The sequence below is a fragment of the Massilia sp. S19_KUP03_FR1 genome (assembly GCF_036688685.1).
Lineage (GTDB): Bacteria > Pseudomonadota > Gammaproteobacteria > Burkholderiales > Burkholderiaceae_D > JALYUM01.
The window spans coordinates 271,483-291,521 of sequence record NZ_JAQQPS010000001.1 but is presented as its reverse complement, the minus strand read 5'-3'; the positions used below and the strand labels follow the sequence as shown (position 1 = coordinate 291,521).

19 protein-coding genes and 1 tRNA gene are annotated in these 20,039 nt (G+C 60.6%); 3 read left to right on the top strand and 17 right to left on the bottom strand.

From position 1 onward, the window contains the following. Nucleotides 1-42: 42 nt before the first annotated feature. Together V6M87_RS01295 and V6M87_RS01290 are read right to left on the bottom strand one after the other, a co-directional pair. Nucleotides 43-118: transfer RNA gene (locus tag V6M87_RS01295), tRNA-Asn, on the bottom strand. Nucleotides 119-162: 44 nt separating this feature from the next. Beyond that, nucleotides 163-1,374, bottom strand: a complete 1,212-nt coding sequence (locus V6M87_RS01290) for an amino acid aminotransferase (RefSeq protein WP_332847906.1) — start codon at nucleotides 1,372-1,374, stop codon at nucleotides 163-165. Nucleotides 1,375-1,491: 117 nt separating this feature from the next. Here V6M87_RS01290 and uvrB point away from each other — a divergent pair, with 117 nt between their 5' ends. Beyond that, nucleotides 1,492-3,582: an excinuclease ABC subunit UvrB gene (gene uvrB / locus V6M87_RS01285; protein WP_332847905.1), complete on the top strand. Its 2,091-nt coding sequence runs from the start codon at nucleotides 1,492-1,494 to the stop codon at nucleotides 3,580-3,582. 52 nt (nucleotides 3,583-3,634) lie between these two features. On the opposite strand, the gene V6M87_RS01280 is transcribed toward uvrB, so the two are convergent. The 6 genes from V6M87_RS01280 to V6M87_RS01255 form a co-directional block, all read right to left on the bottom strand. Next, on the bottom strand, nucleotides 3,635-4,072 hold the full coding sequence (locus tag V6M87_RS01280; RefSeq protein WP_332847904.1) for an FKBP-type peptidyl-prolyl cis-trans isomerase: 438 nt from the start codon (nucleotides 4,070-4,072) through the stop codon (nucleotides 3,635-3,637). 91 nt (nucleotides 4,073-4,163) lie between these two features. Continuing rightward, nucleotides 4,164-5,153 carry a hypothetical protein gene (locus tag V6M87_RS01275; protein WP_332847903.1) on the bottom strand — a complete coding sequence of 330 codons (990 nt, stop codon included), beginning with the start codon at nucleotides 5,151-5,153 and terminating at the stop codon, nucleotides 4,164-4,166. A gap of 35 nt (nucleotides 5,154-5,188) precedes the next feature. Beyond that, nucleotides 5,189-5,785: a MarC family protein gene (locus V6M87_RS01270; protein ID WP_332847902.1), complete on the bottom strand. Its 597-nt coding sequence runs from the start codon at nucleotides 5,783-5,785 to the stop codon at nucleotides 5,189-5,191. Nucleotides 5,786-5,873: 88 nt separating this feature from the next. After that, complete coding sequence (locus V6M87_RS01265; protein WP_332847901.1) at nucleotides 5,874-6,413, bottom strand: phosphoribosyltransferase; 540 nt, start codon at nucleotides 6,411-6,413, stop codon at nucleotides 5,874-5,876. 11 nt (nucleotides 6,414-6,424) lie between these two features. Beyond that, nucleotides 6,425-7,744: an adenylosuccinate synthase gene (locus V6M87_RS01260; RefSeq protein ID WP_332847900.1), complete on the bottom strand. Its 1,320-nt coding sequence runs from the start codon at nucleotides 7,742-7,744 to the stop codon at nucleotides 6,425-6,427. 4 nt (nucleotides 7,745-7,748) lie between these two features. Further along, the gene (locus V6M87_RS01255; RefSeq protein WP_332847899.1) at nucleotides 7,749-8,903 is read right to left on the bottom strand and encodes an ATP phosphoribosyltransferase regulatory subunit; all 1,155 of its coding nucleotides are present in this window, start codon (nucleotides 8,901-8,903) and stop codon (nucleotides 7,749-7,751) included. Between the two features lie 221 nt (nucleotides 8,904-9,124). On the opposite strand from V6M87_RS01255, the gene V6M87_RS01250 reads away from it, so the two are divergent. Then, on the top strand, nucleotides 9,125-9,574 hold the full coding sequence (locus V6M87_RS01250) for a hypothetical protein (RefSeq protein WP_332847898.1): 450 nt from the start codon (nucleotides 9,125-9,127) through the stop codon (nucleotides 9,572-9,574). Further along, nucleotides 9,571-10,107: a hypothetical protein gene (locus tag V6M87_RS01245; RefSeq protein ID WP_332847897.1), complete on the top strand. Its 537-nt coding sequence runs from the start codon at nucleotides 9,571-9,573 to the stop codon at nucleotides 10,105-10,107. Before V6M87_RS01250 ends, V6M87_RS01245 begins: the two co-directional genes overlap by 4 nt. Before the next feature lie 75 nt (nucleotides 10,108-10,182). Here the strand turns inward: V6M87_RS01245 and hflC are convergent, their stop codons facing one another. The 9 genes from hflC to ispG form a co-directional block, all read right to left on the bottom strand. Next, nucleotides 10,183-11,058: a protease modulator HflC gene (gene hflC, locus V6M87_RS01240; protein ID WP_332847896.1), complete on the bottom strand. Its 876-nt coding sequence runs from the start codon at nucleotides 11,056-11,058 to the stop codon at nucleotides 10,183-10,185. Then, the gene (gene hflK / locus V6M87_RS01235; protein ID WP_332847895.1) at nucleotides 11,058-12,365 is read right to left on the bottom strand and encodes an FtsH protease activity modulator HflK; all 1,308 of its coding nucleotides are present in this window, start codon (nucleotides 12,363-12,365) and stop codon (nucleotides 11,058-11,060) included. The genes hflC and hflK overlap by 1 nt, the downstream gene beginning before the upstream one ends. A 9-nt stretch (nucleotides 12,366-12,374) precedes the next feature. Beyond that, a complete protein-coding gene (hflX, locus tag V6M87_RS01230; protein WP_332847990.1) occupies nucleotides 12,375-13,553 on the bottom strand; it encodes a GTPase HflX in 1,179 nt (392 codons plus the stop codon). A 44-nt stretch (nucleotides 13,554-13,597) separates the two neighbouring features. Continuing rightward, nucleotides 13,598-13,834 (bottom strand): RNA chaperone Hfq, encoded by a 237-nt coding sequence (gene hfq, locus V6M87_RS01225; RefSeq protein ID WP_026354376.1) that lies wholly within the window; start codon nucleotides 13,832-13,834, stop codon nucleotides 13,598-13,600. A gap of 166 nt (nucleotides 13,835-14,000) precedes the next feature. Beyond that, complete coding sequence (gene der / locus V6M87_RS01220; protein ID WP_332847894.1) at nucleotides 14,001-15,350, bottom strand: ribosome biogenesis GTPase Der; 1,350 nt, start codon at nucleotides 15,348-15,350, stop codon at nucleotides 14,001-14,003. Between the two features lie 10 nt (nucleotides 15,351-15,360). After that, the gene (bamB, locus tag V6M87_RS01215; protein ID WP_332847893.1) at nucleotides 15,361-16,524 is read right to left on the bottom strand and encodes an outer membrane protein assembly factor BamB; all 1,164 of its coding nucleotides are present in this window, start codon (nucleotides 16,522-16,524) and stop codon (nucleotides 15,361-15,363) included. Between the two features lie 39 nt (nucleotides 16,525-16,563). Continuing rightward, complete coding sequence (locus tag V6M87_RS01210) at nucleotides 16,564-17,220, bottom strand: YfgM family protein (RefSeq protein WP_332847892.1); 657 nt, start codon at nucleotides 17,218-17,220, stop codon at nucleotides 16,564-16,566. A gap of 45 nt (nucleotides 17,221-17,265) precedes the next feature. Further along, a complete protein-coding gene (hisS, locus tag V6M87_RS01205) occupies nucleotides 17,266-18,606 on the bottom strand; it encodes a histidine--tRNA ligase (protein WP_332847891.1) in 1,341 nt (446 codons plus the stop codon). Between the two features lie 147 nt (nucleotides 18,607-18,753). Then, a complete protein-coding gene (ispG, locus tag V6M87_RS01200) occupies nucleotides 18,754-20,025 on the bottom strand; it encodes a flavodoxin-dependent (E)-4-hydroxy-3-methylbut-2-enyl-diphosphate synthase (protein ID WP_332847890.1) in 1,272 nt (423 codons plus the stop codon). Between the last annotated feature and the right edge of the window lie 14 nt (nucleotides 20,026-20,039).

Below are 20,039 nucleotides of genomic sequence, written 5' to 3'. Positions count from 1 at the left end.
AAAAAGCCCGCATCGCTGCGGGCTTTTTTGTACAACAAATTCTGGCTCCCCGACCTGGACTCGAACCAGGGACCTGCGGATTAACAGTCCGTCGCTCTACCAACTGAGCTATCAGGGAATTGATCTTCGAGGACGCTTGCACATCAACGAAGAAGCAAGATTTTAGAGGACTTTTGCGATGGCGTCAACGACCCGATCAATATTTTTGGCATTCAGCGCAGCGACGCAGATGCGACCGGTATCAACCGCGTAGATCGACTCGCTGCGCAGCAGGCCGACCTGCTCCTTGGTCAGGCCGGAATACGAGAACATGCCCACTTGCTGGCGCACGAAATCGAAGTTGCGGCCAGGCGCCTTGGCGGCCAGTTTGGCGACCAGGGCTTCGCGCATGTCGCGGATGCGCACGCGCATACCGGCCAGTTCTTGCTCCCACAGCGTGCGCAGGGCCGGCGTGGACAGCACCGTCGCCACCACTTTGCCACCATGCATCGGCGGGTTGGAATAGTTGGTGCGCACGATGCGTTTCAGTTGCGACAGCAGGCGCGCCGCTTCGTCGGCGCTGTCGGCCACGACCGACAAGGCGCCCACGCGCTCGCCGTACAGCGAGAACGACTTCGAGAACGAGTTCGACACCAGCAGCGCGCCCGGGGTGGCGGCGAAGCGGCGCACCACGGCGCCGTCCTCGAGGATGCCCTTGGCAAAGCCCTGGTAAGCCATGTCGAGGAACGGCACCAGGCCACCGGCGCGCACCACGGTGATAATGTCGTCCCACTGCGCGTCGGTCAGGTCGGCGCCGGTCGGGTTATGGCAGCAGGCGTGCAGCACCACGATGGCGCCCGCTGGCATGGCCTTGAGCGAGGCCAGCATGCCGGCGAAATCGACGCCGTGCGTGGCCGCATCGTAATAGGTGTAATTGTGGACCGTAAAACCTGCCGACTCGAACAGCGCGCGGTGGTTTTCCCAGCTCGGGTCGCTGATATAAACGCTTGACCCTGGCGCGAAGCGCTTGAGGAAATCGGCGCCGATTTTCAGCGCGCCGGTGCCGCCGATGGCCTGCACGGTAATTGCGCGTTTCTCTTGAATAATGGCGCTGTCGGCCCCAAATACCAGCTCTTGCACCGCTTTGTCATACGCGGCCAGGCCCTCGATCGGCAGATAGGTACGCGGCGTCTGCGTTTCCATCAGCGTCGCTTCGGCCTGCTGCACGCACGCGAGCAGTGGCACTTTGCCATTGTCGTCATAATAGACGCCAACGCCCAGGTTGATTTTCCCTGGGTTGGTATCGGCAACAAATGCTTCGGTGATGCCCAGGATCGGGTCGCGCGGGGCCATGTCGATGGCGCCGAAAATGCTTGCAGGTGCAGTGGAAGTCATGAGATTAAACTAATCGATTGTCGGCGGGGGTGCTGCGGTTGTATAGACAGCGGCCCCAGGAATTACAAATGCGCAGGAGCCGCAGGCGGACTCCCATTCTAGCAAAGGTAGAAATGTATGACAGATTTATCCATCGCCAATGAGCCGGAACCGAACGTCATTACTTTCCCGGGTTCGCCGTTCAAGCTGCATCAGCCGTTCGAGCCGGCCGGCGACCAGCCGACCGCTATCGCGGGCCTGATCGAAGGCATCAACGACGGCCTGTTTTACCAGACCCTGCTGGGTGTCACCGGCTCGGGCAAAACCTACACCATGGCCAATGTGATTGCACAGGCCGGGCGGCCGGCGATCATCTTCGCGCCGAATAAAACCCTGGCGGCCCAGCTGTATTCGGAGTTCCGCGAATTCTTCCCGCAAAACGCGGTCGAGTATTTCGTCAGTTACTACGATTACTACCAGCCCGAAGCCTACGTGCCGCAGCGCGACCTGTTCATCGAAAAAGACTCGTCGATCAACGAGCACATCGAGCAGATGCGCCTGTCGTGCACCAAGTCGCTGATGGAGCGGCGCGACGTCATCATCGTGGCCACCGTGTCGGCCATTTACGGTATCGGTAACCCGACCGAATACCACCAGATGATTCTCACCTTGCGCGCGAAAGACAAGGTCGCCCAGCGCGACGTGATTGCGCGCCTGATCCAGATGCAGTACACCAGAAACGAAGTCGATTTCGGCCGCGGCACCTTCCGCGTGCGCGGCGACACCATCGACATTTTCCCGGCCGAGCACGCCGAACTGGCGATTCGCATCGAGATGTTCGACGATGAAATCGAGTCGCTGCAACTGTTCGATCCATTGACCGGCCGCGTGCGCCAGAAAATCCCGCGCTTTACGGTGTATCCGAGCTCGCATTACGTCACGCCCCGCTCCACCGTGCTGCGCGCCATCGAAACGATCAAACTGGAATTGCGCGACCGGCTCGAATTCTTCCGCAAGGAGAACAAGCTGATCGAAGAACAGCGCCTCGAACAGCGCACCCGCTTCGACCTCGAAATGATGGCGGAAATCGGTTTTACGAAAGGCATCGAAAACTATTCGCGCCATTTGTCGGGCGCAATGCCGGGCGAACCGCCGCCAACGCTGGTCGATTACCTGCCCAAGGATGCGCTCATGTTCCTTGACGAGTCGCACGTGCTGGTCGGCCAGTTGTCCGCCATGTACAACGGCGACAGGTCACGCAAAACCAACCTGGTTGATTACGGTTTCCGGTTGCCGTCTGCGCTGGATAACCGCCCATTAAAATTCGAGGAATTCGAAGGCAAGATGCGCCAGACGATTTTTGTCTCGGCCACCCCGGCAGACTACGAAAAGACCCATTCCGATAACGTGGTCGAACAGGTGGTGCGTCCGACCGGCCTGGTCGATCCGCTGATTTTCGTGCGCCCTGCCCGTTCCCAGGTCGATGATCTGATGGGCGAGATTACCGACCGCGTCAAGAAAGACGAGCGCGTGCTGGTGACCACGCTAACCAAGCGCATGGCCGAACAATTGACCGAATATTTGTCGGAGCACGGCATCAAGGTGCGCTACCTGCACAGCGATATCGAAACGGTGGAACGGGTTGAAATCCTGCGCGATCTGCGCCTCGGGACCTTCGATGTGCTGGTCGGCATCAACCTGTTGCGCGAGGGTCTCGATTTGCCGGAAGTGTCGCTGGTGGCGGTGCTGGACGCCGACAAGGAAGGCTTTTTGCGCTCCGAACGCAGCCTGATCCAGACGATTGGCCGCGCGGCCCGCAACCTGAACGGTGTGGCGATTCTGTATGGCGACAAGATCACCGATTCGATGCGCCGTGCGATCGACGAGACCGAGCGCCGCCGCACCAAGCAGACCGCATTCAACCTCGAGCACGGCATCACGGCGCGCGGCGTAAAAAAGGCGATCAAGGAATTGATCGACGGCGTCTACAGCCCGCAGGCACAGCGCGACATGCTCGATGGCACAGCAAAGGAAACGGCGAAAGTCGAGTCCATGAGCGAGAAGCAGATTGGCAAGGAGATCAAGCGCCTGGAAAAGCTCATGGTCGACCACGCCAAAAACCTGGAGTTCGAAAAAGCGGCGCAGGTGCGCGACCAGTTGCACGTTCTCAAGCAGCAAGCCTTCGGTGCGCCGGGGACGGACAACGTGGTGTCGATGCTGGGAAAATAATTCGCTTCACCATGAAAAAACGGCCTCGCGGCCGTTTTTTTATTTCACTGCATTACTTCACGTCCAGCAGTTCAACATCGAAGATCAGATTCGAATTGGCTGGAATCGGGCCGACGCCACGCGCGCCGTACGCCAGTTCCGCCGGGATGATCAAGGTGCGCTTGCCGCCCACCTTCATGCCAGCCACGCCTTGGTCCCAGCCTTGAATGACCTGGCCGCCACCCAACGGGAACGAGAATGGCTCGCGGCCGATCGAGCTGTCGAACTGGATGCCGTGTTTCTTTGCCGCTTTTGGCGCGTAGATCCAGCCGGTGTAGTTGACGGTGACGGTCTGGCCGGCTGCGGCGACTTTGCCCTTGCCGACAACGGTGTCGATTTTTTGCAGGCCCATCTCGACTTGCGGTTTTGGTGGCGCGACGGCGGTGGCGGCCGACGCGGCGCCGCCGAACAAGGCAGCGGAGAGGATGACTGCGGTAGCGATAAAGTTCATTGTTGGTCTTTTCAGGTAAGCAGCCAATGGCCGGGATAGCGAGAGTATGCCTTTCCGATGCGCGAAAGGCAAACTAGCGTCTGTGCTGACGCTACTTGTTTTGTTGCGGCCGTTGCTGGCGTTTGAAGGTGAATACGCTTTCACTGCAGCACTGGCCAGCCATGAATTTGACATCAAAGCTGTTCCCGACAATCGCATAAGTCACGAGCAGGATATCGCCCACGACACCGTCGAAATTGCCCGAAATGTGACGGCTGAAATCAATCCCATCCTGGGCCAGCAGATACACGGTCTCGTCCTCAAGACGTGCCTGCGTCCACTGTTTTTCCAGGGATTGCCTCACTGATGCATTCTCCGCCGAACTGATATTGAACTGCGCGCCGCGATCGCTGTAGGGAATCGTCAGAATCACGCGCCCGCTGGCGAACAATTCGGTGGTCAGATCGGGCCTGACCCGGATGATCAGGCTATCAAGCAAGCGTTGGTCCGCGCGCGTCAATTTGATCTGGCTGCCCTGGCGCATGCCGCCGGAATTGGACGATACGCTCGACTCCCAGCCTTTCCCTGTTTTCCCGGTATCCCACATGGCATTCGCGCCGCCGTTGCCAGCGATGCTGGCCAGGGCATAGTCGCCCACCGACGCACCGACAATCTCGCGCCGGGTTCCTAGATGGATTTCGGAAGTCTGCCCGGCAGCGAAGGGCAAGGACCGTTTGCCATCTGCCGCCGTCCACATGCCGTCCACATGATTCGCGCCAAGCGTACCGGCAAAGCTGCCGGTACTTGGCATGTTACCCCACGCATTTTCCTCCAGTGCCATGGTCCCGGCCGGTCCGACCCGCCCCGTCAAATTGATCCGCACACCCTTGTTAACGTAAAAGTAATTACCCTGCAAGGTGCCATCCCGGCAGGTGAGTTCCATCTTGACTGCATATTTACCGTCGATTTTGCCGGACCAATATTTGTGGAAATAGCCAGGACTGGACGGCTGGCATATTTCTGCGGCACCGGCCAGGCCTGCAGCGCTCATGGCGAACATCAACACAAACAAAAAGCGGGCAAGGGCAATGAGCGTCTGCATATGGTGTCCTGTTGTGGGTGAAACGGATGGCAGATCTACAGCGTCTTGACGAACTCCCGTACGCCACTGAGCAGCATCTCCACCGACATCGCCGTCAAAATCAAGCCCATCAAGCGCTCAAAGGCCGTCATGACCTGCGGCCCGAGCGCATTCTGCAATTTCTCCGCGCCCAGGAACACCGCCAGCCAGACCACGCCCACCGCCCCCAGCGCCGCCACGTGAATCATCACGTCGTTCATGCTGTCCGAGGAAAACAGCAGCACGGTCGCCAGCGCCGACGGGCCGGCCAGGGCGGGAATGGCCAGCGGCACGATGAACGGCTCGCCGTGCTCGCTGTGGCCCAGCACGCCATCGGGATGCGGGAACACCATGCGGATCGCAATCATCAACAGGATCACGCCGCCACCGATGCGCAGCGAGACTTCGGACAATTGCAGGGCCGCCAGGAAATGGCGCCCGAAGAACATGAACACCAGCAGCAGGATGAACGCAATCGCGCACTCGCGCACCACGATGCGCGGCCGGCGCTTGGGCGGCACATCTTTCAATGCCGCGACGAACAGGGGCACGTTGCCGAACGGGTCGGTAACGAGCAGCAGGAGAATGAAGGTCTGGAAGAAGCTTTGGGTCATACCGCCATGGTAGCGGAAAGATCCGTGAGGAAATATCAAAACTGCGGCATCAAAAACGAAAAAGCCGCAGAATCTGCGGCTTTTAACATTACTTCTCGAACTTTTTCATCCATGCCGCCAACTGGTGCGGACGCAAGCCATCGTAGTCTTCAAACGGCTGGTGGATCCACGGATTGTGCGGCAGATCATCCAGGTAATAATCAGGACGGTAGGCCGACGTGCCTTTGACCCAGATGACAGCGGATTTCACTTCGGTGACTTCCTTGAAATTTTCTGTCAGGTGAGCGCTGACCTTTTGCAAGGTCACGCCCGAGTCGGCCAGGTCGTCGACCAGCAGCACGCGGCCAGCCAGCGGGCCGCGTGTCATGGTCATGTACTTGGCGATGTCGAGGTCGCTCTGCTTGGTGCCGCCATCTTCGCGGTACGAGCTGGTCGACAGGATCGCCAGCGGCACATCGAAAATGCGCGAGAACACGTCGCCCGGGCGCACGCCGCCGCGCGCCAGGCACAGCACCTGGTCGAATTTCCAGCCCGATTCGTAGACCTTGAGCGCCAGGCGCTCGATCATGCGGTGGTATTCGTCCCAGGAAACCCAGAGGTCTTTATCGGTCGATGGAGGTGTCGTCATGGTCATCTCCCTTATTCCGCTGCAAATGGGTGGCGCAGGACGATGGTTTCTTCGCGGTCAGGACCGGTGGAAACCATGTCGACCGGCACGCCGACCAGTTCTTCGATGCGCTTGATGTAGGCGCGTGCGGTCGCTGGCAGCTCGGCCAGCGACTTGGCGCCCACGGTCGACTCTTTCCAACCCGGCATTTCTTCGTAGACTGGCTCGCAGCGTGCGGCATCCTCGGCGCCGACCGGGAAGATGTTCACTTCGCGGCCATCGATCTTGTAGCCGGTGCACAGGCGCAGCGTTTCCAGGCCGTCGAGCACGTCCAGCTTGGTCAGGCACATGCCCGACACGCCATTGATCTGCACCGAGCGGCGCAGCAGCGCGGCGTCGAACCAGCCGCAGCGGCGGGCGCGGCCCGTCACGGTGCCGAATTCATGGCCGACGCGCGACAGGTGCTCGCCCACGCCCGCATCGGTTGGCAGTTCGGACGGGAACGGGCCGGAGCCGACGCGCGTCGTGTAAGCCTTGGTGATGCCCAGGATGTAATGCAGCATGTTCGGGCCGACGCCGGTACCGGCGGCGGCATTGCCAGCCACGCAGTTCGACGACGTCACGTACGGATAGGTGCCGTGGTCGACGTCGAGCAGGGAGCCCTGCGCGCCTTCGAACAGCAGATTGCCGCCGGCGTTGAACGCGGCGTACAGGGCCGACGACACGTCGCCCACCATTGGTTTCAGGCGCGGCACAATGGCCATCGCATCGTCGAATGTTTTCTGATAGTCGACCGCGTCGGTTTTCAGGTACTGGGTCAACACGAAGTTATGGTAGTCGAGGTTTTCGCGCAGTTTTTCGCCGAAACGCTCTTCGTTCAACATGTCGGCGATACGGATCGCGCGACGTGCCACTTTGTCTTCATAGGTCGGGCCGATGCCTTTACCCGTCGTGCCGATTTTAAAGGCGCCGCGGGCTTTCTCGCGGGCGACGTCGATGGCGACGTGGTACGGCAGAATCGCAGGACAGGCTTCCGAGATCATCAAACGCGAGACCACTTCCACGTTGATGGCCGCCAGCTTGTCGATTTCGCGCAGGACGTCCGGCACGGACACGACCACACCGTTACCGATGTAGCACTTGACGCCATCGCGCATGATGCCCGACGGGATCAGTTGCAGCGCCGTTTTCTGGCCCTTGATGACCAGCGTATGGCCCGCATTGTGACCACCCTGGAAACGCACCACGCCAGCGGCGTGATCGGTCAACCAGTCGACGATTTTACCTTTGCCTTCATCGCCCCATTGGGTACCGATGACGACGACATTCTTTGCCACGTTTTTCTTTGACATCTTGCTAACCTAAGTTTTTGAGAATCCAGTTGCTATTGTCGAGGACGAGTACACGATCGCACTCGAACTCGTCCTGCTCGTTGTCGTGACCCGGCATGGACTGGATCACAACTTCGCCTGCTTGACGCAAGGCGGCAATTTTTTCGCGCAGCTCGGGGGCATTGCCCCAGGGTGCGCGGATGGAGTGCTTGCGCTCTGCCGTCGGCAGCAGCCGCGCCAGTTCGCGCAGGTCGAGCGAAAAGCCGGTGGCGGGACGGGCCCGGCCGAAGGCTTCGCCGACGTGATCGTAACGCCCGCCGCGTGCCACCGCATTCGGCAGGCCCGGCACGTACAGCGCGAACATCGCACCGCTTTCGTATTGGTAGCCGCGCAGGTCGGCCAGGTCGATGGCGACCTCGGCGCGGCCGATGGCGGAAGCCGCCAGCGCGGCCAGTTCGGCCAGCGCGCGCGTGATGCCGGGCGATGAAGGCAGCACCTCGCGGGCGCGGCCCAGCACGTCGATGTCGCCGTACAGCATAGGCAGCGCCATCAGGGCGGCGCGCGTGGCCGGCGCGTAGTGGACCGTCAATTCGTCCAGGCCCGGCGTGTCCTTGGCGCGCAGCAGCGCATACAGCGCCGCTTCGTCTTTTTTGGCCGCAGCATCGGCATCGAGCAGCGCGCGCAGGATGCCGACGTGCGACAGGTCCAGGCGCACATCATCGAAACCGGCCAGGGCCAGCGACGCCAGCGCCAGTTCCTGGATTTCGCCGTCGGCTTCCAGGCCGGCGTGGCCGTAGATCTCGGCGCCAATCTGCAGCGGTTCGCGCGTGGCGTGCAGACCCGAGGGACGGGTGTGCAGCACGCTGCCGGCATAGCACAGGCGCGTGACGCTGTTGCGGTTGAGCAGGTGGGCGTCGATACGGGCCACCTGGGTCGTCATGTCGGCGCGCAGGCCGAGCAGGCGACCGGACAGCTGGTCGACGACCTTGAAGGTGCGCAGGTCAGTGTCCGAGCCGGCGCCGGCCAGCAGCGACTCGACATACTCGAGCAGCGGCGGCATCACCAGTTCGTAGCCGTACAGACGGAAGTTGTCGAGCATCAGTCGACGCAACTCCTCGATCTTGCGCGCCTCGGAGGGCAAGACGTCGGCGATGTTTTCAGGCAAGAGCCAATTTGGCATGAGCAAAAGCGGTACGATAAGTTGTGGAAGATCAGCACGGTGCGTTCAAAAAGTCGGCGCCGAACTGACAATTTTACCCGAAAATGCTGTCAGGCAGGACAGGAATGTCAGCACAGTGCCCCTTTCGACGCGGCAATGTGCTTGCGGCTGGCTCGCGCAGCGCGCTTCGCAGCCGGATGGCCGGGCCACGGCCATATTTGACTTTACGCCGAAAAAACCCCATGATCATTGGGCAAATCAAATCGAGGGAGCGCTTCATGGGCAAAGCAAAAATTGGTTTCGAAGTCGATGAAGGTGATCTGGCCAGGGCCAGGGCGTACGTCGCCCGGCATGGCGGCTCGCTCAACAAGCTTGTGTCGGCGTTGTTTGCGTCGCTTGGCAGGGAAGAGCAGGATCACTTGCCAGCGCTCGACCCCACCACCAGCACGCTCCTCGCTGTCAGCATGGGGACCATGTCAATCATGGATGCCGCGCGCAAGCTCGACCTGCCCGATGCAGGCCACGTGTTCCATTTGCTGGCAGATAAAAATCTGCCACTGCCGCGCTTGCCTGATGATTTCGTGAAGAAGCAATTGAAAGAAGCGCGGAACGCGCTGGAGGATTGCCTGATTGAGGCAGAGACGAAGCCGGTCAAAACACGCATCGCAAGAAGCCGCCCTGCCACTGCATGAGCCGCTTGCTGATACCTGATTCCGGGCCGCTATTCTCTCTGGCAGCAGGCAATTTGCTGCATCTTCTCGCGCACTTCAAGGTCGGCATTACCGATGTCGTGCGCGACGAGACGATCAACCGGGGCAAGCGCGCCGATGCGTCGATTGAGGCGCAGTCACTGCTGGCGCACTACAACCAGCATGCGCCGAACATCACAACTTACCCGACCCAAGTCGGCATCGGCATCGCCGCGCGCAGGGCGACCGACCCCGGCTATCAAACGCCCCCAAACCTTGGCGAGCTTTCAATACAAAGCTTGCTGATCGAACTGCAGATGGCCAGCCCCCCTTCCCATCCCGTGATCCTGTTCGAAGACCATTGGTTTATCGCCAACAAAGCAATGTTCGTGAAATCGTGCACGCTGCTCTCCACCCAGGCTTTTCTCGAGTACGCGCAAAGTAAAAAATGGATTGCCTCGGCAGACCAGGCCAGGCTGGCGGTTGCACGATCGCGGCCGCATGCTTACGGCATCAGCAACGCAATTTCCGAGTAAAGACAGCTTGCTGCGGCCTAAAAAAACAGGCCTCCGAAGAGGCCTGATCTTGTTGCATCATTCGCGCTAGCTGGCTTACTTGCCTGCGCCCGGATTCTTGAAGTACTTGAAAAACTCCGAGTTCGAATCGAGCACCATCACATCGCTCTGCTTGTTGAAGGTATTGCGGTACGCTTCGAGCGAACGATAGAACTTGTAGAACTCCGGATTCTTGCCAAACGCTTCCGAGTAGATCTGCGACGCTTTGGCATCGCCCTCGCCCTTGATCTTCTCGGCATCGCGGAATGCTTCGGCCAGAATCACGGTGCGCTGACGGTCCGCATCGGCGCGGATTTTTTCGGATTCGGCAGCACCGGTCGAACGCAGTTCATTGGCCACGCGGGTGCGCTCGGCCTTCATCCGTTCGTATACCGAATTGTTGATCTGCTCAATGTAGTCGACGCGCTTCAGTCGCACGTCAACGATCTGCACGCCGATCTGGGCCGCATCGTTGGCAACCTTCACGCGCACCGCTTCCATCACCTTGGCGCGTTCGCCCGAAATCACTTCACGCACGGTGCGCTTGGTGATCTCGTCGTTCAGCGCCGCCTTGACGATCTGCGACATGCGGTCTTTCGCACGCGAGGCGTCGCCGGTGAAGCTGACGTAATACAGTTTCGGATTGACGATGCGCCATTTGACGAATGCGTCGACCAGGATGTTCTTCTTCTCGGCCGTAATAAAACGGTCGGCGTCAGGCGTATCGAGGGTCAGGATGCGCTTGTCGAGGTAGACCACATTCTGGAACGGCGGCGGCAGTTTGAAGTGCAGACCCGGCGTCGCGATGACGTCCTTGACTTCACCCAAAGCGAACACCAGGGCGAAGCGGCGCTGGTCGACGACAAACACCATCGACGAGATCAGCATCAGGGCGATGAAGCCCGAGACCAGCCAGTAGACAACACGATTCATTAGCGGCTCTCCCGGTCACGACCGTTATCGCGGCTGCGCGGGTCGCGCTGACGGACGGTTTCAATGGTTTGCATGGTTTCCGTTGGCACAGCGGCCGCTGGGGTGTTCGGCACGACCTGGGTCGTGGTGGTGGTCGTGGTGCCGATCTTCGCGTCGCTGGCCGCAGCTTGCGCCAGCAGTTTGTCGAGCGGCAGATAGACCATGTTATTGCCCGTCTTCGCGTCCAGCATCACTTTACTGGTACTAGCGAAAATCTGCTGCATGGTGTCGATGTACATGCGGTCGCGCGTGATGGCCGGGGCTTTCTGGTATTCCGTCACCACCGAGGTAAAGCGCGATGCGTTACCGGTGGCGTTTTCAACCACTTGCGAACGGTAGGCTTCGGCATCCTGCATCAGGCGGAAGGCGCGACCGCGCGCCGATGGAATCACGTTGTTGGCATACGCTTCGCCTTCGTTGCGCGCCTTGGCACTGTCCTGACCGGCGGCAACGGCGTCGTTGAACGCGCCCTGCACCTGTTCCGGCGGCTGCACGCCCTGCATCGTCACGTTGGTGATCAACACACCCAGGCCATAGCTGTCGACGATTTTCTGCATCATGCCGTGCACGTCGATCGCGACTTTCTCGCGGCCTTCGTACAGGACCGAATCCATTTTGCTTTTACCGACCACTTCGCGGATCGCCGTTTCGGCAACCTGGTGCACGGTTTCTTCCGGCTCGCTGTTGTTGAAGGCCCAGGCCACCGGATCCTTCAGGGTGTACTGCACCGCAAACTGGATGTCGACAATGTTTTCGTCGTCGGTGAGCATGAGCGCTTCGCGCGGCTGCTTGTTGCGCACATTGTTGCGATAGCCCACTTCGGCAGTACGCACGGTCGACACATTGACGATTTCGTGCGACTGGATCGGCGCCGGCCAGCGCCAGTTAAAACCGGCCGCCGTCTTTTGTGGATTCTTGCCGAAGGTGGTCACCACGGCAACCTGCCCTTCCTGCACGATGAAGGCGCCACTGGCCAGCCAGATCAGCAGGATCACCGCCGCAGCGGCTCCGGCGATGACACCAGCACCGCGTGCGTCGGGACGTGGGCCGCCAGGCGGCGTCGGATCGTTGCCGTTATTGTTGTTACGCGGCCCGAACAGACGGTTCAGGCGCGCGTTGAAGTCGCGCCACATCTGGTCGAGGTCGGGCGGGCCTTCGCCGGGGCGGCGGCCTTCCTGGGCCTTGGCATCGGACTCGGGCTTGTGGCCCCAGCGCGGGTCATTGAGCGACAGCTTGAGGCCGAAGCGTTTGAGAAGGGAAACGAGCATAGGCTGGCGTTATTCGGCAAGGGTGGAGGTGGGGGTTGATGCGTGCTCATCCAGATCGAGATCGATCGCTTCGTCGTCATCGATGCTGTCCTGCTGATCGAACAGGTGGGCGCGGGCAGGCGCGGCGCGCGCTGATTCGACGATTGCTTCGCGCAATAAGTCGAGTCCGGCACCACTCTGGGCGCTGATAAAAACGCGGCTGATTTTAGTATATTCGTCACGTTCGACCGCCGGCTCCAGGCCTGCTGCATCGATCTTGTTCCATACTAAAATTTGCGGAATATGGTCGGCGCCGATCTCGCGCAGCACCTCGTTGACCTGCTCGATCTGCTCCATGCGCACCGGCGACGAGCCGTCGACGACGTGCAGCAGCAGATCGGCGTGTATGGTCTCCTCCAGCGTGGCACGGAAGGCGGCGACCAATTGGTGCGGCAATTCCCTGACAAACCCGACCGTGTCGGAGATGATCACACTGCCGACTTCTTCACCGAGGTACAAACGGCGGCTGGTGGTGTCGAGCGTGGCGAACAACTGGTTGGCAACGTAGACGCCGGCCTTGGTCATGGCATTGAACAGGGTCGACTTGCCGGCGTTGGTGTAACCCACCAGCGAGACGGAAAACGTGCTGTTACGGCCGCGCGCACGGCGCTGGGTTTCATGCTGCTTGCGCAGCTTGGCCAGGCGGGCCCGCAGCGCCTTGACGCGTTCGCCAATCAGGCGGCGGTCGGTCTCGAGCTGGGTTTCACCGGGACCGCGCAGGCCAATACCGCCCTTTTGCCGTTCCAGGTGAGTCCATCCGCGGATCAGGCGCGTGGCCAGGTGCTGCAGTTGCGCCAGCTCGACCTGCAATTTACCCTCGTGGCTTTTGGCACGCTGGGCAAAAATATCGAGGATCAGGCTGGTGCGGTCGAGGACGCGAACCTGGAGACGTTTTTCCAGGTTGCGCTGCTGGGCTGGCGAGAGTGCATGATTGAAAATCACGATCTCGATACCAAGGTCGGCACAGGCCTGACCGATTTCGTCGACCTTGCCGCTGCCGGCAAAGTACGCAGCGTCAGGGCTGCTGCGCTTGGCAGTAATGGTGGTGATCGGGTTGACCCCGGCGGAACGCGCCAGCAAGCCGAGTTCTTCGAGGCTGGCATTGAAGTCGCCAGCCCCTAAGTCGATGCCGACCAGGGCGGCGCGCAGGAGGTCGGTACCGGTCGCAGAATCAGCTGAGCCCGCCATCAGCCTCACTCAGCTTCGGAGTCGAGGTTGAGGTTGACAGCGCGCGCAGGAACGACCGTTGAAATGGCGTGCTTGTACACCATTTGCGTAACCGTATTACGCAGCAGAACCACGTATTGATCGAAAGATTCGATGTGGCCCTGCAGCTTGATACCGTTGACCAGGTAGATCGAAACGGGTACGTGCTCCTTGCGCAAGGCGTTCAGGAATGGGTCTTGTAACAGTTGCCCTTTGTTGCTCATAACAGCTCCGTGATGTTGTTGTAGATTCGAGATGGGGCGGTTCGCCGTTTATTCAAGGGTGCAAGCATGGCCAGCGCAAGAATTTGCAATAATTCTTACAGCCCGACTAAACACACGCACAGTTGATCCTGCCACTGTAACAGTTTTAGCCGGGCCTGTCGTTTTGCTAGCCTTTCGACGGCGCCCGTGCATACGGGTTCTTGCCGCCCCGGAATTCAATGCGCAGGGGCGTACCGACCAGGTTGAAGGTGTCGCGGAAATGCTTTTCCAGGAAGCGCTTGTACGGCTCGCTGACTGCATCGAGCGAGTTGCCGTGGATGACGATGATCGGCGGATTCTGGCCACCCTGGTGGGCATAGCGCATCTTCGGACGAATCGAACCCTTGCGGCGCGGCTCCTGCTTTTCCACCGCTTCGATCAGTGCACGCGTCAAACGCGGCGTCGACAGGTCGGCGGTGGCGGCAGCATACGCGGCATCGACCGATTTCAGCATCGGCGCAATATTGGTTGCCTTCAATGCCGAAATAAAGTGGGTCTGAGCGAACGAGAGGAAGTCGAGTTTGCGGTCGAGGTCGATCTTGATCTCGTCGCGCTCATCGCTGCGCAGGCCGTCCCACTTGTTCACGGCTACCACCAGCGCGCGGCCCGATTCCAGGATGAAGCCGGCGATGTGGGCGTCTTGCTCGGAGATATCCTGCTGCGCATCGAGCAGCAGAATGACCACGTTGGCTTCCGAAATCGACTGCAGCGTTTTGACGACCGAGAATTTCTCGATGGCTTCAAACACCTTGCCGCGGCGGCGGATACCGGCCGTGTCGATCAGCGTGTAGTGCTTGCCGTCGCGTTCGAACGGCACTTCGATCGAGTCACGGGTGGTGCCCGGCATATCGAAGGCAATCACGCGCTGCTCGCCGATGAGCGTATTCACCAGCGTCGACTTGCCCACGTTCGGGCGGCCGACGATGGCGATTTTGACGCCGCGATCCGGCTTTTCCAGCTCTGCCGGCTCGTCCGGACGCTGGGCAAATGCCAGGTCCAGCGATTCGTCGACCAGGTCGACCACGCCGTCGCCGTGCGCGGCCGAAATGACGTACGGGTCGCCCATGCCGAGTTCGTAGAATTCGGCCACGACCGAGGTGTACTTCATGCCCTCGGCCTTGTTGACCACCAGCATGCACTTGCGGCCCGACTTGCGCAGGAAGTCCGTGACGGTCTTGTCGTGCGGCGTCAAACCCTGGCGGCCGTCGACGATGAAGATGACGATGTCTGCTTCTGCGATGGCCTGGCGCGTTTGCAGCGCCATTTCATGCATGATGCCTTCTTTCGCGACCGGCTCGAAGCCGCCCGTGTCGATGACGAGGAAAGGCCGTTCACCAATGCGGCCCTCGCCATAGTGGCGGTCCCGCGTCAGGCCGGGCATGTCCGCCACCAGCGCGTCACGCGAGCGGGTCAGGCGGTTGAAAAGGGTCGATTTCCCGACATTGGGACGCCCTACGAGTGCGATTACCGGCTTCATGCTATGTTTTTTACTCGACCGCGATTGCGGTCACCGTTCCATTTTGTGTTTGAAAAATCAGGTTCGAACCCGCGATCAGCGGGGTCGAGGTCACTGCGCTGCCATCGGTAGCCATGCGCGCGAGGAAACTGCCATCTTCGCGCGACAGGAAGTGAATATAGCCCTGGTAGTCGCCAACCGCAACGAAGCGGCCGTACGACAGGGGCGTCGACAAACGGCGATAGCTCAATTTGTCGTTCTTCCAGGCGCTGGCGCCGCCTTCACGGTTGAACGCCGTCAGTGCGCCCTTATCGTCGGCGGCAAAAACGAAGCGCTGGTCGACCGAGACGCCGACTTCCGACGACAGATCCTTGGTCCACTTCGCGCTGCCGGTGGTGACATCGAAACAACCTGCGCGGCCCTGGTAGGACACGGCGCACACATCGCTTTCGAAAATCACCGGCGTGCCGCCGATGTCGGTGACACGTTCCAGTTCGGTCGCGCCTCTGGCCACGCCGACTTCGATTTCCCAGCGCGGCGCGCCGTTGGCGACGATCAATGATGCAACCTTGCCGGCTGGCTGGGCCACGATCACGTCCTTGCCCGCTACCACCAGGCCTGGCGCCACGCGCAGCGTCAACGGCGGCGCGACGCGCTGCACGGTCCATTTCTTGTCCGCCGTGGCGACGTCATACGCCACGATCCGGTTGTCGATCGTGCGCGCGACGACCAGGCCTTCGGCGACGACCGGCGACGACAGGATCTCGCTCGACAGCTGCATCTTCCACAGCAGCTTGCCGTCCATGTCAAAGCACAGCAGCATGCCCTTCTCGCCACCGACCACGATCACGTTGCCGTCGGTGCCGACGCCAGCGGTCAGCTTGATGTCGGCCTTGATGCGCCAGAGCACTTTGCCGGTGGCCGCTTCGACGCGCGCGATGGCGCCGTCATTGGCTGCCACGATGACGGTGTTGCCAGCCAGCGCAGGCGAGAACACGTAATCCTTGGCTTTGCCGATGTCGAGCTTCCAGGCGGTGCGAACCGCCATCGTGCCTTTCAGTTCCACCAGCGGCGCCGGCAGGTTCGCTTTCGATTTCGACGCGAACGGGTTCAGCGAGCTCAAGGTCGAGCAACCGGTCAAGCCAGTCAAAACAGCCATCATGCCAACGCCAACGAGCTTCCGGGTCATACGCATATTCTTGTCACCTTGTTCTTGATTCAGGAGATATTGGGCTTAAGCCGCTGGCGCGGTCTCGACCGGGGCCGTGCCACCGATCGATTCGAGTTTGAAGGCCACCAACTGGCGACCCGGGTCACGCTTGTCCATCGCGCTCAAGGCGGCCAGGTAAGCGGTGCGGGCATCAGCGAGCTTGTTTTGCGCAGCCAGGATGTCGCCCTTGCGGTCGGCGGCCAGACCCGCGTATTGCGGCGCGCTCACGGCAGCGACCAGTTTCAGGGCCTCGTCGTAGGCTTTTTCGTCCAGCAGCACGCCAGCCAGGCGCAGGCGCGCGATGGCCTGGTAGGCATCGTCGCCGTGGTCGATCACCCATTGCAGCTGCACTTTGGCGGTTTTCAGGTCGTTCGCATCGAACGCCGTTTTGGCGGCGCCCATGGCGGCCATTTCGGCGTACGCGGTGCTGCCGTATTTGTCCTTGATGTCGGTCGTGATGCGCTGTGCCTTGACGTTATCCTTGGCTGCCACCGAGACCAGCAGTTCGTCGTACAGGCCCGACGCTTCGGTCGACTGGGCGCGCACGTGTGCGTTCCAGTAGTTGTAGCCGGCATAGGACGCCAGCGCAGCAATCACCACCCACGACAATACATTGCCATACTTGGCCCAGAAGGCCTTCAGGGATGCTAACTGCTCTTGTTCTTCGAGATCGTATGCCATGGCTTCAGTGAATGAGGTTAATAGTATAAAAAGTTTACGCGTAGATCAATGATGCGTGCAATGCGTGTGGTCGCCGTGATCATGCCCGCCACCGCCGCCGGTGATCTGGTCGACCAGGTAATCGACGACGTCGTCGAACGGCACAACGGCTTGCTCTGCGCCCATTTCACGCATCGGCTTCACGGCCGCAGTCGCATTCGCCATCTCGTCTTCGCCAATAATCACGGCAAAGGCGGCGCCCGAGCCGTCGGCTTTTTTCATCTGGCTCTTGAAGCTGCCAGCGCCAGTCGGGGTCGCGCAATGTAACACAACGTCAAGGCCGGCATCGCGAATCCGCTCGGCCAGCACGAAAGCCTGCATCTGCGCGGCCTCGCCCTGGTGGACCATATACACGTCGCACTGGTTCGGCGTGGCCATCTCGCCGCCCGACTTCATCAACTCGATGATGCGCTCGATGCCCATCGCAAAACCGACGCCCGGCGTCGCTTTGCCGCCGAACATTTCGATCAGCGGATCGTAGCGCCCGCCCGCGCAGATGGTGCCTTGCGCGCCCAGTTTGTCGGTGACCCATTCGAACACGGTGCGGTTGTAGTAATCGATGCCGCGTACCAGGCGCGGGTTGACCGTGTACTGCACATTGTTATGGTCGAGGATGCGCTTGACGCCTTCGAAGTGGGCCAGCGATTCGGCTTCCAGGTAATCAAGCAGTTTCGGTGCATTGTTGACCAGTTCCTGCATGGCCGGATTCTTGGTGTCGAGAATGCGCAGCGGATTGGTGTGCAGGCGGCGCTTGGCTTCGGCATCGAGCGTGTCGATGTTGGCTTCGAAGTGGGCGATCAGGTCGGCACGGTGGCGCAGGCGCTCTTCGGCGTTGCCGATCGAATTGAGTTCTAGGCGCACTTCGTCGAGGCCCAGGTCGTCCCACATGCGGCGGCACAGCATGATCATTTCGGCATCGATGTCCGGACCGGCAAAACCGACCGCTTCAGCGCCAAACTGGAAGAACTGGCGATAGCGGCCGCGCTGCGGACGCTCGTGGCGGAACATCGGGCCCTTGTACCACAGGCGTTTCGGGCCATCGTAGACCAGATTATGTTCCAGCACCGCGCGCACCACGCCGGCCGTGCCTTCAGGACGCAGCGTGAGCAGGTCGCCGTTCATCGAATCGGTGAACGAGTACATTTCCTTTTCGACGATGTCGGTCACGGCGCCGATGGCGCGCGCGAACAGACCCGTCTCTTCCAGGATCGGCGTGACGATTTTCTGGTAGCCGTAGCTTTTCAGGATCGACTCGGCGGTGTTTTCGAACAACTCCCACAGCGGCGCGTCGGCCGGGAGGATGTCGTTCATGCCTTTGACGGCCAGGATTTTTTCTTGTTTGGACATGTGATTCGTTTCTTTGATGCTGGGGCGGTGCAAGGTGGCGGGGTATGGATCCCGGCCTGCGCCGGGATGACGATCTTGAGAGCGTTGGCTTTAAAACCGTCATCCCCGCGGAGGCGAGGACCCATAGCACGCATGAATAGAGGCGAACTACCCCTGCACCGTCTCCCGCCCATATTTTCTCTGTACATATTCCAGCACAATCGCCTGGAACTCTTCAACAATCTTTTCGCCGCGCAGCGTAACCACCTTCTGCCCGTCGACAAACACCGGCGCCGCCGGCGATTCGCCGGTACCCGGCAAACTGATGCCAATATTCGCGTGCTTCGACTCGCCCGGCCCGTTGACGATGCAACCCATCACGGCCACGTTCATGCCCTCGACACCCGGATACGACTTCTTCCACTCCGGCATCGATTCACGCAGATACGTTTGAATGTTGTCGGCCAGTTCCTGGAACGTGGTCGAGGTGGTGCGGCCGCAACCTGGGCAGGCAATCACCATCGGAGTGAACTTGCGCAGTCCCATGGTCTGCAAAATTTCCTGGCCGACGATGACTTCCTTCGTGCGGTCGCCACCCGGCTCGGGCGTCAATGAAATGCGGATGGTGTCGCCGATGCCTTCCTGCAGCAGCACGGACAAGGCCGCCGTCGAGGCGACGATGCCCTTGCTGCCCATGCCCGCTTCCGTGAGACCGAGGTGCAGCGGATAGTCGCAGCGGCGCGCCAGCTCGCGGTACACGGCGATCAGGTCCTGCACGCCCGAGACCTTGCACGACAAAATGATTTTGTCGCGCGCCAGGCCAATTTCTTCGGCGCGCACGGCGTTTTCGATGGCCGACGTAATCAAGGCTTCGTACATCACCGCCTGCGCCGTCCACGGCAAGGCGCGCGCGGCGTTTTCGTCCATGATGCGTGCCAGCAGCGACTGGTCGAGCGAACCCCAGTTCACGCCGATGCGCACCGGCTTGTCGTACTGGGCCGCAATTTCGATCATTTGCGCGAACTGGCTGTCGCGTTTCGCGCCCTGCCCCACGTTGCCCGGGTTGATACGGTATTTCGACAGCGTGCGCGCGCACTCCGGGAAGTCGCGCAGCAAAGTGTGGCCGTTGTAATGGAAATCGCCGACCAGCGGCACGTCGACTTCCATGCGGTCGAGCTGCTCGCGGATCAAGGGGACGGCGGCGGCAGCTTCGGCATTGTTGACCGTGATGCGCACCATCTCGGAACCGGCGCGGGCCAGCTCCTTGACCTGAATGGCTGTGCCGATCACGTCGGCAGTATCGGTGTTGGTCATCGACTGGATCACGATCGGGGCGTCACCGCCCACCCACACCTGGCGCGCGCCGTTCTGGACCAGCACGCGGCGGCTCTGGCGACGGATGCTGGAACCGGAAGGAATGGCTTCGTTTGAAAATGTCATGGCGTTTTTTAAAA